Origin of the sequence: Bradyrhizobium sp. sGM-13, assembly GCF_018398875.1 — a bacterium.
Taxonomy (GTDB): Bacteria; Pseudomonadota; Alphaproteobacteria; order Rhizobiales; family Xanthobacteraceae; genus Bradyrhizobium.
Genome location: NZ_JAGWDK010000005.1, coordinates 20,295 through 37,096, shown reverse-complemented (window position 1 = coordinate 37,096; position 16,802 = coordinate 20,295). Strand labels below are relative to the sequence as shown.

9 protein-coding genes are annotated in these 16,802 nt (G+C 62.1%); all 9 read right to left on the bottom strand.

The annotated features are described in order from the left end of the window. Window positions 1-8 precede the first annotated feature (8 nt). A complete protein-coding gene (gene rpsG, locus KJQ96_RS08740; protein WP_028349061.1) occupies window positions 9-479 on the bottom strand; it encodes a 30S ribosomal protein S7 in 471 nt (156 codons plus the stop codon). A 15-nt stretch (window positions 480-494) separates the two neighbouring features. Continuing rightward, the gene (gene rpsL / locus KJQ96_RS08735) at window positions 495-866 is read right to left on the bottom strand and encodes a 30S ribosomal protein S12 (protein ID WP_027536823.1); all 372 of its coding nucleotides are present in this window, start codon (window positions 864-866) and stop codon (window positions 495-497) included. Window positions 867-1,293: 427 nt separating this feature from the next. Beyond that, window positions 1,294-1,725 (bottom strand): hypothetical protein, encoded by a 432-nt coding sequence (locus KJQ96_RS41970; RefSeq protein ID WP_213286275.1) that lies wholly within the window; start codon window positions 1,723-1,725, stop codon window positions 1,294-1,296. A 17-nt stretch (window positions 1,726-1,742) separates the two neighbouring features. Beyond that, window positions 1,743-2,534 (bottom strand): MOSC domain-containing protein, encoded by a 792-nt coding sequence (locus KJQ96_RS08725; RefSeq protein ID WP_256441604.1) that lies wholly within the window; start codon window positions 2,532-2,534, stop codon window positions 1,743-1,745. Between the two features lie 41 nt (window positions 2,535-2,575). Continuing rightward, window positions 2,576-4,606, bottom strand: a complete 2,031-nt coding sequence (locus KJQ96_RS08720; RefSeq protein WP_213286273.1) for an ABC transporter ATP-binding protein — start codon at window positions 4,604-4,606, stop codon at window positions 2,576-2,578. A 161-nt stretch (window positions 4,607-4,767) separates the two neighbouring features. Further along, a complete protein-coding gene (locus tag KJQ96_RS08715; RefSeq protein ID WP_213286272.1) occupies window positions 4,768-6,822 on the bottom strand; it encodes an FAD-dependent oxidoreductase in 2,055 nt (684 codons plus the stop codon). 247 nt (window positions 6,823-7,069) lie between these two features. Then, window positions 7,070-8,167 carry a helix-turn-helix transcriptional regulator gene (locus tag KJQ96_RS08710; protein WP_213286271.1) on the bottom strand — a complete coding sequence of 366 codons (1,098 nt, stop codon included), beginning with the start codon at window positions 8,165-8,167 and terminating at the stop codon, window positions 7,070-7,072. A 147-nt stretch (window positions 8,168-8,314) separates the two neighbouring features. Further along, window positions 8,315-12,514: a DNA-directed RNA polymerase subunit beta' gene (gene rpoC / locus KJQ96_RS08705; RefSeq protein WP_213286270.1), complete on the bottom strand. Its 4,200-nt coding sequence runs from the start codon at window positions 12,512-12,514 to the stop codon at window positions 8,315-8,317. 152 nt (window positions 12,515-12,666) lie between these two features. Beyond that, entirely contained in the window at window positions 12,667-16,785 is a 4,119-nt protein-coding gene (gene rpoB, locus KJQ96_RS08700) for a DNA-directed RNA polymerase subunit beta (RefSeq protein ID WP_213245518.1), read from the bottom strand. Between the last annotated feature and the right edge of the window lie 17 nt (window positions 16,786-16,802).

Sequence of the window (16,802 nt, the reverse complement as noted above, 5' to 3'; positions counted from 1 at the left end):
CTTCGCCGTTACCAGCGATAATGCGAGAAGGCGCGGTTGGCTTCCGCCATCCGGTGCACGTCTTCACGCTTCTTGACGGCGTTTCCCCGGTTATTCGACGCGTCGAGCAACTCGGCCGAGAGCCGCTCCGTCATCGTCTTTTCGTTGCGCTCGCGCGCGGCCGTGATCAGCCAGCGAATGCCCAGCGCCTGGCGGCGGACCGAACGCACTTCGACCGGCACCTGGTAGGTGGCGCCACCGACGCGGCGCGACCGCACTTCGATGGTCGGCATGACGTTTTCCAGCGCCTGCTCGAACACCGTGAGCGGCCCCTGCTTGGTCTTGGCCTCGATCATGGCGAGCGCGCCATAGACGATGTTTTCGGCGGCGGACTTCTTGCCGTCGTACATGATCGAGTTCATGAACTTCGTAATGATGATGTTCCCGAACTTCGGATCCGGGTTGACTTCACGCTTTTCGGCAGAATGGCGACGAGACATCGTGTCTGTTCCCGCTTATTTCGGACGCTTCGCGCCGTACTTCGAACGACGCTGCTTACGGTTCTTGACGCCCTGGGTATCGAGGACGCCGCGGAGGATGTGGTAGCGCACGCCGGGCAAGTCCTTGACGCGGCCGCCGCGGATCATGACCACCGAGTGCTCCTGAAGGTTATGGCCTTCACCCGGGATGTAGCCGATCACTTCGAAGCCGTTGGTCAGGCGCACCTTGGCGACCTTACGAAGCGCCGAGTTCGGCTTCTTCGGGGTCGTGGTGTAGACGCGCGTGCAAACGCCGCGCTTCTGCGGCGACTGCTGCAACGCCGGCACCTTCTTGCGCGACTTCTGCACCGTACGCGGATTTGCGATCAGTTGGTTGATCGTCGGCATGTCAGCCTTCACCCTTTAGTTCACGCGAAAACCTGGAATGGCTTTCGTAAATTCTTCTCGGAACTAGCCGTTCCGTTCGGCCCGCCTCACGCGAAAAAAAACATCCGCGCAAAACGAAATCGCGCCAACCACCCATCGCTGAGCGGAAAGCGCTTCGACGCCACAGAGGATCGCGAATTAAGGCCGATCAGCGTTCGCTGTCCGGCCCGCTACCGAGATCATGCACCCGAGTTCACTCTCAAGAGGACGTGCTCAAGAGAACTAAAATCGTCCTGGCATTGCCTAGCTATATGATCGACAGCGTTTGAGCGGCATTCGTCGAGGTTGGTGCCCGTCCAGTACCTTTAGGAATTGCCCATAAGGATTTGAAAGGGTGATCCGTTCCGACGCTGGCGTAGCTCACCGCCTGTCGTTAAGTGGGCGTCTTCTATAAGCGGTGGATGGCTAAGTCAAGCAAAACGAGAACGCTGGAAACGCCTATGGGGCCTGTGGATTTGGCGTTTGCCGCGACATCGGAAAAGCCGAAATGGCGATGCCCTGCCCTCTTCGGAATGGAGCGAGTCGCATATTTTACCCGGGTAAATACGGCCCGAAACACAATTTTCTGGTTCCAGTTTTTCCCGGCCAAGCCATTCGGGGCGCAAAACTTGCGCAAATAGGGCCGGAATTCTTCGTGAAGCACACCGATATTGCGATCATCGGCGGCGGCCTCGCCGATTAGACCGCGGCCGCCATGCTCCGGCGCGCGGGGCATCAGGTCTATCCCATTCGACTTCCGCCTCGAAAAAATCAGCGGCGACGAGCAGCTCGGCCGCTTCTGCCAGACCGGAATCGCCGATTCGGTGCTGCGCTCGGCCACCACGGCGTGTCGGCGGGCTAATCCTGAAGAACGATATCGTCACCCGGGCGAACCAGACCCGCCACCAGCACAGCGGCGTAGACGCCGGCTCTCCCGTCGTGATTCTTTGCTACATACCGCAAAATCTCGGGATTCTCGTCGAGCGACTCCGGATCAATGCCGATCATGCGACAACGGATATCGCATTCCAGAATGTGGACCGTCAGTTTCGGACCGATCCGCAGTCGCCGGCCGACGAATGCGTCTTCGGCAAAGCTTTCACCGGAATTTAGATCGACATAGAGGTTTTCGCGAAAGCGACGCTTGTCGAGCGTCAAGCCCACCGCGCGGCCAATTCCATCGACCGTCTGGGTTGCAAGCAACGAAACCGGGCGACAGTCCGTTAGGGCGCGGTCCGAGCGTATGATGGTCAGGTCGGAAGCGTTGAGCTGATCACCTCCGATCAGACCCAACAGCGCCGGGTCGGACGCCGAAAGAGCTTTTCCGTTCGGCGCTTCGATCTCAAGCGCCAGATCCTCGCTAGACGGAAACAGCGGTGTCAGGCCAGGACCGCGGGTTTCTGCATCGGTCAGGTTGCCCGGTACAAGCGTCAGCTCGGGACGGCGAAACCGCGGGCGAAATCGTAGCATTTCCTTCCTGCTTCGTGCGGTGAGGAATGGAAAGGACTTGGGCGCGCCCGCATGATGGACAGCGTAGACCCGGTCGCCGAGCACGCCGGCAAAGCTGACATAGGCCTCGGGCAGGGATTCTCCCGGCATGCTCTTCACCGGGTAACGCCAAACGCTTTCAAGTCGTCCAACAACCTTCATTAAAACTCTCGTCTGACATTTCCTGATCGCGGCAGTCTGGACTACTCGTCGTCGTCATCATCATCATCATCATCATCGTCGTCGACGACGTCGGCCTGGGCGGCGGCGCTATACGGCGTGTGACCCTGGTCGTCCCAGAGCTTGCGATAGACGCCGTTGGCCGCGAGCAACTGCGCATGCGAGCCGCGCTCGATTGCCTTGCCGCCTGAAATCACGATGATCTCGTCCATCTCGACCACCGACGTCAGGCGGTGGGTCGACCAGACCATGGTGCGCCCTTCCGCCACCTTCATCAGCGTGCGATTGATTGCGGCTTCCGTGGTTTGGTCGAGCGCCGAGGTCGCTTCATCGAGCAGCAGCAGCGAGGGATTGCGGATGATGGCGCGCGCGATCGCGATGCGCTGGCGCTGGCCTCCGGATAGCGTGTCGCCGCGCTCGCCGACCGGCGTGTCGTATCTCTGCGGCAGGCTCATGATGTAGCGGTGAATCTCGGCCTTGCGCGCGGCTTCCTCGACCTCCTTGTCGGTGGCGCCTTCCTTGCCAAGTCGGATGTTCTCGCGGATCGACATGTTGAACAGCATGTTGTCCTGGAACACGACGGCCATGCCTCCGCGCAGCGACTCGCGGGTCACGCGGCGGATATCGATGCCGTCGATCGCCACCCGCCCCTCGTCCGGCGTGTAAAGACGCAGGATCAGGTTGAGCAGCGTGCTCTTGCCCGAGCCGCTCGGCCCCACGATCGCGATGCGCTTGCCGACATCGAGCTTGAGGCTGAAATTGTCGAGCACCGGCGTCTCGCTGCCTTCGTAGGCAAAGGTGACGCGGTCGAAGGTGATGTCGTTGGTGATCGGCGGCAAATCCGGTGCGCCCGGCCGGTCGGCGCCGCGGGTCGGCTCATCCAGCAGTTCCTGCATGTGCCGCACGGCTGCCGCCGACTGGATCGACACCGGGATGAAATGCATCAAATGGGCGATGTTGTAGGACACCTCCCAGAACGCGCTCTCGAAGGTGACGAAGGTGCCGATGGTGATCTGGCCCTTGGTGGCGAGATAGGCGCCGATCGCCAGCACCACAAGATGCAGCAGCAGCACCGAAATGGTGACGGTGCGCTCCACCATGGTCGACAGGAACACGGCGGACGCCGTCTTGATGCGCACATCCTGGTTGCGCATGGTGAACCAGCCGAGCGTGCGGCGCTGCAGGCTGAACGCCTTGATCACGGCCTGCGCAGCCACGTTTTCCTGCACCGTGCCGAGCAGTGCCGCTTCATTGAGCTTCTGCTCGTAATTCGCCTGCACCGCCTTCGGCGTCAGGATTCGCGGCCCGATCAGCGTGATCGGGAATACCAGGAGGGCGACCGCCGCGAGTTGCCAGTTCAAGAACAGCATCAGGATGATGCCGGCGACCAGTTCCAGGAACGGCAAAGCGGCGCTGTTGGCGAACGTCTTGACCGAGCCCTCAAAGGCCGCGAGGTCGATCGAGAAGCGCGAGAGGATTTCGCCGCGCTTGGTGCGGGCAAAATACGACGCCGGCAGGTTCTGGACGTGCTCGAACAGCCGCGTCCGCACATCGGCAATGACGCACGCTGCCAGCCGCGCATCCCAACGCTCGTACCAGACCGCGATGATCGAGGTGATGATACCGGCGACCGCGAGCACGCCGAGAATCTTGTAGAGCGCCTGAAAATCCTCTTCGCCCAGCGCATCGTCGATCAGGAATTTCAGGCTCAACGGCATGATGACGTTGAACAGTGTCTCGACGAGAACGCCGAAGGTCACGAAGACGAGCAGCTTCCTGTAATTGCCCAGATACGGCTTGACGAAGCCGTAGATGGTCGCCAGCGCGCCGGCGGCTTCCTTGGCGGTGAAAACGACGAGGTCCTCGTCATCATCATTGTCGTCGAGCTCGATCTCGTCCTCTTCGTCGTCCTTGTCAGCGTCGGGGGGGATCCCGGCCGCCTTGCCACCGGCAGCGGGCGCAGCGGCAGCCCCGGCCGCGAGCTTCTTCGCAAGCTCGGGATCGTCCGCCGGCGCGGGATTCTGATCATCCGAGGACGGGGGCTTGGGCGCCATGAAACCAACCGATGCTGCACGGCCGGCATGACCGCAAATCGAACGCGGCAGCGGCGGGCGCTACCACACGGATTCTATGCGATCGGGATCAATTCGGCAAACATTGGCGTGACCGGCTCTGCTTCAGCGGAGCGGTCACGCTCAATACAACCAGTCGGTGCTCAATCGTCCGATTCGACCTTGTCAAAAAACGAATAGCGCAGGCTGTCGGCGTCGGCATACCACTGCCCCGGCCCCTTGTTGGCAGCCAGCGTCGCTGCCCATACCGCATCGGTGCAGTCGCGCCGGTGCATCGAGAGGTCGAATCCGTTGCCGAAGAATAATTCAGACCATTCCCACCAGGTGCCGAGCTTCTTCACGCCGCGCAACAAATCGTAACGGTCGATCAGTGCAGGGGCCATGTCCGACGTCACCGATCCGAACACCAGGCCGATCTTCACGACGCGGTTCAATTCGCGCACCGCCCGCGGGACCTGCCTTTCGGCGACATGACACAGACTGGTCTCGAACACGAAATCGAACTCGTCGTCCTTGAACGGCATGTCGACGATCGAGCCGAGCTTGTTGAACTTCTTCAGCGCAGTCGGCGTCTTGGCGTGGATCGCCCGGTTGTTCTCGATACCCCAGGCATCGATGCCGCGCTCGCGCAGCGCGCCGACCAATTCCCCGCTGGCGGAGCCGGCGACCAGGAGCTTGTAACCCTTGGTCCTGCTCCAGACGATCTTGATCAGTTCCGTCAGATAGGCCGGATCGGTAAACTGGCTCCAGACTTCGCTGTAGGGGCCCAGCCCACGGTAATTCTCGAAATAGCTGCGGTCGATCTTGTCGGGCGATACCTCGCCCTGTTGCGCACGCGCGCGGCGCAACCGCATCATCTCGGTCAAAATGATGTCGGTGGCGGCGTCGGAGGAATCGAGCAGCCCGTTCAGCGTCGAATCGAAAAGATAGTCGCCGACCACCACGATTCCCGGATGCTGCTTCGGCTCCGGGCGATGGTTGGTCAGGACGTCGCGCACCGGCAAGCCGCCGGGCAGCGCGTTCACCGACGATAGCCAGCGGTGAATCTTGCCTTCCAGGAAATGATCGCGGGCGTTACCGAACGAAGCCGGCAGCGACTTGATGGCGGCATCGATCAGTTCCTGGTCGCTGAGATTGGCAAATGCCAGTGCGTCCGAGCCCGCGATCAGCCAGTTGAGCACGCCGTGCCTGCCGACGTCGTGGCGGGCACCCTCGTTGTAGACGCAGCAGCCGCCGAACGCTTCCGACATGAACCAGGCGCCGGGGATCTTCTCGCCCCAGAACGGTTCGTCGAACAGGATCGAGACCCGCAAGTAATGCGCCGGACGGTCGAAATAGGCGATGTGCTTGACCATCGACTTGCGCAATTCCTCGCCGTCCCAGCCCATGGTGGCGAGCCAGGAATGCGGCAGACACATCAAGACCAGATCGAAATCCCGTGTCTCGGGCCCCTTCCCGTTCATCATGTTGAGCTGATAGCGGCCGGAAGCGGTTTTTCCGACCTTCAGCACGCGGTGATTGAGCTGGATGTCAGCGTCGACTTCCGAGCGCAGGCATTCGATCAACTGCTCATTGCCGTTCTGGATCGAGTACAGGCCGATGTAGCCGTCGATATCCATCACGAAGTTCTTCAGCGCATTCAGGCCGTTGGTGTTGTGGGCCTCGGTTGCGATATCCGAGCGCGCCATCACCTTGAAGAAGCGTTTGGCCGTGGGATCGTCGACTTCCTTGTCGAGCACTTCCTCGCAAGTCATGTAGGCCCAGGGATGCTCGTTGTCGTGGGCGCCGACGCCCTCGTAATATTCGATCGGCGACACCAAATCGGCGCAGCGCTTGCGGAACGCCTCGATCGCAGCCGCGGTCTTCTCGCCATACTTGCGGCGCATGCCCGGCACGTCATTGAGCAGCACGCCGTCGAGGTGCACCTGCTCGGCGTCCATCGGAATGGTCTGCAATCCGAAATGCTGGATCAGCTCCCGTAGGGGATCCGGGCCGGTCATCGAGTAATCGTAGATTTCGGCGACGCCCGCCTCATACATCGCCGGCGCGGAATCGAATTTGCGCGAGACGATCTTGCCCCCGACCCGGTCGGACGCCTCGTAAATCGTAACGCGGCACAGATCGCCAAGCTTTTTCTTCAGGTACCAGGCGCTCATCAAGCCGCCTGGGCCGCCGCCAACGATTGCAAGATCCAACATGTAAGTTCCGTCGCCCCTCCGCCGCCCCCTCCCCAAGGAGGCGCCGGTCTAAACTGAATTACCAAAGGCCCTTTTCACCCTGAAGGGAAGATGAACAAAGCAGGTCCTCGCACCGCAACAAAGAAAGAAAGCAGCAAAAAGGCCGCCTTGCGCCGGCCTTTTGTCTGCGCACCGTATTCTTGCGGGGTCTCATTCTGCCGGCGGGAGAGCCGGCCGTTTCGCCTCTGAAGCTGCACGGCGCGGTTGTCTAACTCCCACGGAACGCCTTGCCGGCGAGCAGGCTGACAAGCTCCTGCTGGCGTGACAGGCCGGTCTTCGATAGCACGGCCTTGAGCTGGCTGCGCACCGTCTCCCGATTGACGCCGGTTGCGTCCGCAAGTGCATCGATCGTGACAGCCTGGCCGATGCCCCGCGCCACGCGTGCCTCCGCCGGCGTCAGGTCGAACAAGCCTTGCAGGACTTCCGCCGTCGGCACCACGGCGCGATCGACCGGCGTCACCACCAATAGCGCGGTGGCCTGGGTGAAGATATCGCGCGCATCGCCGCGCACGGGGATGACATGCAGCACCATCGGCACGCGGTCTGCCGTCGCAGCGACCGGTATCGACTTGACGGTCCGACCGCCGGCAAGGGACTGCGGACCGAGCGCGTCCGTAAGCAGCGCGTCCGCCGTGACATCCGTCATCGTGACGCGCTCGATACGATCCTGAAACAGCGAAGGGACCAGCGCTTCGAACAAACCGTTTGCGGCGAACACCCGGCCGCGCCCGTGCAACACCGCGCCGGGCAGCCCCAACACCTGCAACGCATCAGCCTGCGCACGGGCGCGCTCGAAGCCGATGCGGTTTGCCGCAAGCGAAGCGCGGGCCAGATGCGGCCGCAATCCATCCAGCAAGGTGACGACTTCGCGCGGCACCGGGCCATGATCCTGATGCCGCGGCATCACGATCGCGATTGAATCGCCGCTTGGCATCGGAATGATCGTCCCGGCGCGGTAGCCAAGGCCGTGTTTGCGGTAAAAGTTGCAATAGACGTCGTTTGTCGCAATCTCCTCCTCCGAGAGGAGATCATAGTCGGTGACGAAGCCTGCATGATTGAGGGCAATGGCGCGCGGCAGATTTGGATCGCGTTCGCTCCATCCCTCTCCCAAGAACACCGGCATGAGCTGGTCATATTCGACAGAATTGACCGCGCTCGTGTAGCCGTCGCGCACGCCGAACACAAAGCCGCCATTGCCGCCGATCGCTGCGCTGAGTTCGCCGAGCACAGCCGGCCAAAGCGATGGAATGAGCCCCGCCTCGTAGATGCGGTCGATCAGGGGTTCAGAATGAGCCGAGCCGCTCATGGGGAATTGCAAACATTACCGTTCTGGCAGGAGGCCATTTCCTGACTTGATAGCAGCGGTCACCCATCCGGGTGAAGCAATATCCTCGCTCGTAAAAAGAAAAAGCCGGCTTCGCAGCCGGCTTTCCTGTTGATTGGCCTGGAAGCCTTACTCCGCCGGCGGCAGCGCCAGCGGTTCGGCTTCCGGAGCGGTCGGCACGATGGCCGCCTGCTTCTCGCGTTCGTCCAGGATCAGCTTGTCGCGTTTGACGGCGACTTCGCGGATCTTGGCCATCGAGGCGCCGGTGCCCGCCGGGATCAGCCGGCCGACAATGACGTTTTCCTTGAGGCCTTCCAGCGGATCCACCTTGCCGTTGACGGCGGCTTCGGTGAGCACGCGAGTGGTCTCCTGGAACGAGGCCGCCGAGAAGAACGAGCGGGTCTGCAGGCTCGCCTTGGTGATGCCGAGCAGAACCGGCGTTCCCGTGGCGGGCTTCTTGCCCTCTTCCTTGGCCTTCAGGTTGAGCGCGTCGAACTCGATCTTGTCGACCTGTTCGCCCGAGATCATGTCGGTGTCGCCCTGGTCGGTGACCTCGACCTTCTGCAGCATCTGACGGACAATCACTTCGATGTGCTTGTCGTTGATGAGCACGCCCTGCAGCCGGTAGACCTCCTGGATTTCGTTGACCAGATAGGCAGCGAGTTCCTCGATGCCCTTGATCGCCAGGATGTCGTGCGGCGCCGGATTGCCTTCGACGATGAAATCGCCCTTTTCGACGATGTCGCCGTCCTGCAGATGGATGTGCTTGCCCTTCGGGATCAGGTACTCGCGCGGCTCCTCGGTCTTGTCCATCGGCTCGATCGAGATGCGGCGCTTGTTCTTGTAGTCGCGGCCGAAACGGATCGTGCCGGCGATTTCCGCGATGATCGCCGCGTCCTTCGGCTTGCGGGCCTCGAACAATTCGGCCACCCGCGGCAGACCGCCGGTGATGTCGCGGGTCTTGGCGCTTTCGGTCGAGATACGCGCCAGGATGTCACCGGCCTTGACCTTCGCGCCGGTATCCACCGACAGGATGGCGTCGACCGAGAGCATGTATCGGGCATCGCCGCCGCGCGGCAGCTTGAGCACCTTGCCGTCCTTGCCCTTGACCACGATGGCCGGACGCAGATCGGCACCACCGCGCGACGCACGCCAATCGATGACGACGCGCTTGGCGATACCGGTGGATTCGTCGAGCGTTTCCGAGATCGACTGACCCTCGACGAGGTCCTCGAACCCGATGGTGCCCTCAACTTCGGTGAGAACCGGACGGGTGTACGGATCCCACTCCGCGATGCGCTGGCCGCGCTTGACCATGTCGCCCTCGTCGACGTGCATGCGCGCGCCGTACTGAATGCGGTGGGTCGCACGCTCGGTTCCGTCGGCATCGACGATCGCAACAACCATGTTGCGAACCATCGCGATCAAGTGACCTTCGCTGTTTCGGGCGATGGACTTGTTCTTGATGGTGACCTTGCCCTCGAAGTTCGATTCTACGAACGACTGCTCGTTGATCTGCGCCGCGCCGCCGATGTGGAACGTGCGCATCGTGAGCTGCGTGCCGGGTTCACCGATCGACTGGGCGGCGATGACACCGACCGCCTCGCCGTGGTTGACCGGCGTGCCGCGGGCCAGATCGCGGCCGTAGCACTTGCCGCAGATGCCGTTGACGAGTTCGCAGGTCAGCGCCGAGCGAATCTTCACTTCCTGGATGCCGGCCTGCTGGATGGCGTCGACATGCGTCTCCTCCATCAGCGTGCCGCGCTTGACCACGACCTTGTTGGTCGCGGGATCGCGCAGATCCTCGCCCGCGGTGCGGCCGAGAATACGCGAGGCCAGCGAAGCGACCACCGTGCCGGCATCGACGATGGCGCGCATCTTGATGCCGAGCTTGGTGCCGCAATCGTCCTGCGTGATGATGCAGTCCTGCGCCACGTCGACCAGGCGGCGGGTCAGGTAACCGGAGTTCGCGGTCTTCAACGCGGTGTCCGCGAGACCCTTGCGGGCGCCGTGGGTCGAGTTGAAGTATTCGAGCACCGACAGACCTTCCTTGAAGTTGGAAATGATCGGCGTCTCGATGATCTCACCCGAGGGCTTCGCCATCAGGCCGCGCATACCGGCGAGCTGACGCATCTGGGCCGGCGAACCGCGCGCGCCCGAATGCGCCATCATGTAGATCGAGTTGATGTCGGCGTCGGCGCCCTTCGGCGTCTTCTTGGTCGAGGAGATTTCCTTCATCATCTCCTTGGCGATTTCTTCGGTCGCCTTCGACCAGGCATCGACCACCTTGTTGTACTTCTCGCCATGGGTGATCAGGCCGTCGTTGTACTGCTGCTCGAAATCCTTTGCCAGCGTACGGGTGGTGTCGACGATCTTCCACTTGCTGTGCGGCACGACCATGTCGTCCTTGCCGAACGAGATGCCGGCCTTGAACGCATTATAGAAGCCGAGCGCCATGATGCGGTCGCAGAAGATCACGGTCTCCTTCTGACCGCAGTGGCGGTAGACCTGGTCGATCACGCCCGAGATTTCGCGCTTAGTCATCAGCTTGTTGATGATGTCGTACGAAATCCGCGGGTTCTTCGGCAGCACGTTGCCGAGCATGACGCGGCCAGCGGTGGTTTCGATCCAGCGCTTGGTGGTCTTGCCGCTCTCGTCGGTGCCCTCCCACCGGTACTTGATCTTGGTGTGGAGGTGGATGACCTTCGAATGCAGGGCGTGCTCGAGCTCGGCCATGTCGCCGAAGATCTTGCCCTCGCCGGGCAGGCCTTCACGCATGATCGAGAGATAGTAGAGGCCGAGCACGATGTCCTGCGACGGCACGATGATCGGCTGACCATTCGCCGGATGCAGGATGTTGTTGGTCGACATCATCAGGACGCGCGCTTCCAACTGCGCTTCCAGCGACAGCGGAACGTGCACGGCCATCTGGTCGCCGTCGAAGTCGGCGTTGAACGCCGCGCAAACCAGCGGATGGAGCTGGATCGCCTTGCCTTCGATCAACACCGGCTCGAACGCCTGGATGCCGAGGCGGTGCAGCGTCGGCGCGCGGTTGAGCAGCACCGGATGCTCGCGGATCACCTCGTCGAGGATATCCCAGACCTCGGGACGCTCCTTTTCGACCAGCTTCTTCGCCTGCTTCACGGTGGTGGACAGACCCTTGGCGTCGAGCCGCGAATAGATGAACGGCTTGAACAGTTCGAGCGCCATCTTCTTCGGCAGGCCGCACTGATGCAGCCGCAGCTCGGGACCGACCACGATCACCGAACGGCCCGAATAGTCGACGCGCTTGCCGAGCAGGTTCTGCCGGAAGCGGCCCTGCTTGCCCTTGAGCATGTCGGCCAGCGACTTCAGCGGGCGCTTGTTGGCGCCGGTGATGACGCGGCCGCGGCGGCCGTTGTCGAACAGTGCGTCGACAGCCTCCTGCAGCATGCGCTTTTCATTGCGGATGATGATGTCGGGCGCGCGCAGCTCCATCAGCCGCTTCAAGCGGTTGTTGCGGTTGATGACGCGGCGGTAGAGGTCGTTGAGGTCCGAGGTCGCGAAGCGGCCGCCGTCGAGCGGCACCAGCGGACGCAGGTCCGGCGGGATCACCGGCACCACGGTCAGGATCATCCACTCCGGCTTGTTGCCGGAATAGCGGAACGCTTCGACGATCTTCAGCCGCTTGGCGAGCTTCTTGTGCTTGATGTCGGATTCCGTCTCCTGCATCTCCGCGCGCAGGGACTGCTCGAGCTTTTCGAGCTCAAGACCCTTCAACAGCTCGCGGATCGCTTCCGCGCCGATCATGGCGGTGAACGAATCCTGGCCGTATTCGTCCTGCGCCTTCAGGTACTCGTCTTCCGACAAGAGCTGACGGTCCTTGAGCGCGGTCAGGCCCGGCTCCAGCACGACGTAGTATTCGAAGTACAGGATCCGCTCGAGATCCTTCAACGTCATGTCAAGCAGAAGGCCGATGCGGGACGGCAGCGACTTCAGGAACCAGATGTGGGCAACAGGTGCAGCCAGTTCGATATGGCCCATGCGCTCGCGCCGGACGCGCGACAGGGTCACTTCGACCGAGCACTTTTCGCAGATGATGCCCTTGTACTTCATCCGCTTGTACTTGCCGCACAAGCACTCGTAATCCTTGATCGGCCCGAAGATGCGGGCGCAGAACAGGCCGTCGCGCTCCGGCTTGAACGTCCGATAATTGATGGTCTCCGGCTTCTTGATCTCGCCGTAGGACCAGGACAGAATCTTCTCCGGGGACGCAATCGAGATCCGGATCTGGTCGAAGACCTGGGCCGGGGTCGTCGGATTGAAGAGATTCATAATTTCTTGGTTCATCGTCTTCTCCTCGCGTGCCGGTCGTCACCGGCAGCAAATTCGAAACTCTTATTTGGTGCGCGCCCCACTCAACGTCCGAGAGGAGCGCGAATGCCCGGCCCTTTTGCGCGAAGCTTGCCTCGCGCCTTGGGTCGGACATGGAATCTCAAGCGTTACTCAGCCGCCTCGGACGTCGGCGCCGGTCCCATCTTGGAATTGTGCAGGTCGACGTTGAGGCCGAGCGAGCGCATTTCCTTGACCAGCACGTTGAACGATTCCGGAATACCCGCCTCGAACGTGTCGTCGCCGCGCACGATCGCCTCGTACACCTTGGTACGGCCGGCGACGTCGTCCGACTTCACGGTCAGCATTTCCTGCAGCGTGTAGGCCGCGCCGTAGGCTTCCAGCGCCCACACCTCCATTTCGCCGAAACGCTGGCCGCCGAACTGCGCCTTGCCTCCCAGCGGCTGCTGGGTGACGAGCGAGTACGGACCGATCGAACGCGCGTGGATCTTGTCGTCGACCAGATGGTGCAGCTTGAGCATGTAGATGTAGCCTACCGTCACCTTGCGATCGAAGGCGTCGCCGGTACGGCCGTCATAGACGGTCGACTGGCCGGAGGCATCGAAGCCCGCGAGCTTCAGCATCTCCTCGATGTCGGCTTCCTTGGCGCCGTCGAACACCGGCGTCGCGATCGGCACGCCGTGGCTCAGATTGCGACCCAGCTCCATCAGCTCGTTGTCGTTCAGCGTCTTGATGGTTTCATCGTCGCCATAGATCTTCTTCAGGGTCTCGCGCAGCGGCTTGAGATCCTGCTTCTGATAATAGCCGTCGATGGTCTGGCCGATGCGCTTGCCGAGGCCGGCGCAGGCCCAACCGAGATGCGTCTCCAGAATCTGGCCGACGTTCATGCGCGAGGGCACGCCGAGCGGATTGAGCACGATATCCGCGTGCGTACCGTCCTCGAGGAACGGCATGTCCTCGATCGGAACGATCTTGGACACCACGCCCTTGTTGCCGTGGCGGCCGGCCATCTTGTCGCCTGGCTGGATCTTGCGCTTCACCGCGACGAAGACCTTGACCATCTTCATCACGCCGGGCGGCAACTCGTCACCACGCTGCAGCTTTTCGACCTTGTCGAGGAAGCGCTGTTCAAGGCCCTTCTTCGATTCGTCGTACTGCTTCCGCATCGCCTCGATTTCGGCCATCAGCTTGTCGTTCGGTGATGCAAACATCCACCACTGCGACTTCGGATACTCCTCGAGCACGGCGCGCGTGATCTTGGTGTCCTTCTTGAAGCCCTTCGGACCCGCGATGCCCTGGCGGTTTTCAAGGAGTTCGGCGAGGCGGCCGTAGACGTTACGGTCAAGGATCGCCTGCTCGTCGTCGCGGTCCTTGGCCAGACGCTCGATCTCTTCCCGCTCGATCGCCAGCGCGCGCTCGTCCTTGTCGACGCCGTGGCGGTTGAACACACGCACTTCCACGATCGTGCCCTGCACGCCCGGAGGCACGCGCAGCGAGGTGTCGCGGACGTCGGAAGCCTTTTCGCCGAAGATGGCGCGCAGAAGTTTTTCTTCCGGCGTCATCGGGCTTTCGCCCTTCGGCGTGATCTTGCCGACCAGGATGTCGCCGGCGCGGACTTCGGCGCCGATATAGACGATGCCGGCTTCGTCGAGGTTCTTCAGCGCTTCTTCCGAAACGTTCGGAATGTCGCGGGTGATTTCCTCAGGTCCGAGCTTGGTGTCGCGGGCCATCACCTCGAACTCCTCGATATGGATCGAGGTGAAGACGTCGTCCTTCACGATCCGCTCGGAGAGCAGGATCGAGTCTTCGAAGTTGTAGCCATTCCACGGCATGAACGCGACCAGCACGTTACGGCCGAGCGCGAGCTCGCCGAGATCGGTCGAGGGACCGTCGGCGATGATGTCGCCCTTCTTGACGATGTCGCCGACCTTCACCAGCGGACGCTGGTTGATGCAGGTCGACTGGTTGGAGCGCTGGTACTTCATCAGCCGGTAGATATCGACGCCCGACTTGGTCGGATCGAGATCTTCGGTGGCGCGGATCACGACGCGGGTGGCGTCGATCTGGTCGACCACGCCGGAACGACGGGCGGCGATCGCAGCACCGGAGTCACGGGCCACCACGCCTTCCATGCCGGTACCGACGAACGGCGCCTCGGCGCGAACCAGCGGCACCGCCTGGCGCTGCATGTTCGAGCCCATCAGCGCGCGGTTGGCGTCGTCGTTCTCGAGGAACGGGATCAGCGCTGCGGCAACAGAGACGAGCTGCTTCGGCGACACGTCCATATAGTCGACCTTGTCCGGCGTGATCGGCAGCACTTCGCCGGCGTGACGGCAGACGATCAGGTCTTCGGTGAAGCGACCCTTGGCATCGAGCGGCACGTTGGCCTGCGCCACGCGATAACGACCCTCCTCCATCGCCGAGAGATACACGACCTCGTCAGTGACGCGGCCGTCCTTCACCTTGCGGTAGGGCGTTTCGACGAAGCCGTACTTGTTGACGCGGGCGAACGTCGCCAGCGAGTTGATCAGGCCGATGTTCGGACCTTCCGGCGTCTCGATCGGGCAGATGCGGCCGTAATGCGTCGGATGCACGTCGCGCACCTCGAAACCGGCGCGCTCGCGGGTCAGACCGCCCGGTCCAAGCGCCGAGAGACGGCGCTTGTGGGTGATCTCCGACAGCGGGTTGGTCTGGTCCATGAACTGCGAGAGCTGCGAGGAGCCGAAGAACTCGCGCACCGCGGCGGCCGCCGGCTTGGCGTTGATCAGATCCTGCGGCATCACAGTGTCGATATCGACGCTGGACATGCGCTCCTTGATCGCGCGCTCCATACGAAGGAGACCGATGCGGTACTGGTTCTCCATCAATTCGCCGACCGAACGCACACGGCGGTTGCCGAGGTGGTCGATATCGTCGATCTCGCCCTTGCCGTCGCGCAGGTCGACCAGCGTCTTGATGACCGCCAGGATGTCTTCCTTGCGCAGCGTGCGGTGGGTGTCGGGCGCATCGAGTTCGAGGCGCATGTTCATCTTGACGCGGCCGACCGCGGAGAGGTCATAACGCTCGGCGTCGAAGAACAGCGACTGGAACATGGTCTGGGCCGAATCGATCGTCGGCGGCTCGCCCGGACGCATCACGCGGTAGATATCGAACAACGCGTCTTCACGCGTCATGTTCTTGTCGGCATGCAGCGTGTTGCGGATGTAGGCACCGACATTGACGTGGTCGATATCGAGCAGCGGCAGTTCCTTGTAGCCCTGCTCGTTCAGTGCCTTCAGCGACTTTTCGGTGAGCTCCTCGCCGGCCTCGGCATAGATTTCACCGGTCTTTGGGTTGACGAGATCCTCGGCGAGATAGTTGCCGATCAGCTCTTCATCCGACAGGCGCAGGGCTTTCAGGCCCTTTTCCTGCAACTGGCGCGCCGCGCGCACGGTCAGCTTCTTGCCGGCCTCGAGCACCACCTTGCCGGTGTCGGCGTCGATCAGGTCGTTGATGGTCGAGTAGCCGCGGAAACGGGCGGCGTCGAACGGCACGCGCCAGCCGTCCTTGGCGCGCTTGAAATTGATCTTCTTGTAGAACGTCGAAAGGATCTGCTCGCCGTCGAGACCGAGCGCGTACATCAGCGAGGTCACGGGGATCTTGCGGCGGCGGTCGATGCGCGCGAACACGATGTCCTTGGCGTCGAACTCGATGTCGAGCCAGGAACCGCGATACGGAATCACGCGCGCGGCAAACAATAGCTTGCCGGACGAATGGGTCTTGCCCTTGTCGTGGTCGAAGAACACGCCGGGCGAACGGTGCATCTGCGAGACGATGACGCGCTCGGTGCCGTTGACGACGAAGGTGCCGTTCATGGTCATGAGCGGGATGTCGCCCATGTAGACGTCCTGCTCCTTGATGTCCTTGACCGACTTGGCGCCGGTTTCCTCGTCGATATCGAACACGATCAGGCGCAGCGTCACCTTCAGCGGCGCAGCATAGGTCATGCCGCGCTGGCGGCACTCGTCGACGTCGTATTTCGGCGGCTCGAACTCGTAGCGGACGAATTCCAGCATCGAGGTGCCGGAGAAATCCGAGATCGGGAACACCGAGCGGAACACCGCCTGCAGGCCCTCGTCCAGCCGGCCGCCCGGAGGTTCATCGACCATCAGGAATTGGTCATAGGATGCCTTCTGAACCTCGATCAGGTTCGGCATCTCGGCGACTTCCTTGATGTGTCCGAAGAACTTGCGGACCCGTTTGCGACCGGTGAATGTCTGCTGCGCCATCGTGGCCTCTCATTTTC

Bases quoted from the DNA above. Each gene is read 5' to 3' on its own strand.
- KJQ96_RS08720 (WP_213286273.1), bottom strand. From the start codon at position 4,606: ATGGCGCCCAAGCCCCCGTCCTCGGATGATCAGAATCCCGCGCCGGCG.
- rpoC (WP_213286270.1), bottom strand. From the start codon at position 12,514: ATGAACCAAGAAATTATGAATCTCTTCAATCCGACGACCCCGGCCCAG.
- rpsL (WP_027536823.1), bottom strand. From the start codon at position 866: ATGCCGACGATCAACCAACTGATCGCAAATCCGCGTACGGTGCAGAAG.
- rpsG (WP_028349061.1), bottom strand. From the start codon at position 479: ATGTCTCGTCGCCATTCTGCCGAAAAGCGTGAAGTCAACCCGGATCCG.
- KJQ96_RS08710 (WP_213286271.1), bottom strand. From the start codon at position 8,167: ATGAGCGGCTCGGCTCATTCTGAACCCCTGATCGACCGCATCTACGAG.
- KJQ96_RS08715 (WP_213286272.1), bottom strand. From the start codon at position 6,822: ATGTTGGATCTTGCAATCGTTGGCGGCGGCCCAGGCGGCTTGATGAGC.
- KJQ96_RS08725 (WP_256441604.1), bottom strand. From the start codon at position 2,534: ATGAAGGTTGTTGGACGACTTGAAAGCGTTTGGCGTTACCCGGTGAAG.
- rpoB (WP_213245518.1), bottom strand. From the start codon at position 16,785: ATGGCGCAGCAGACATTCACCGGTCGCAAACGGGTCCGCAAGTTCTTC.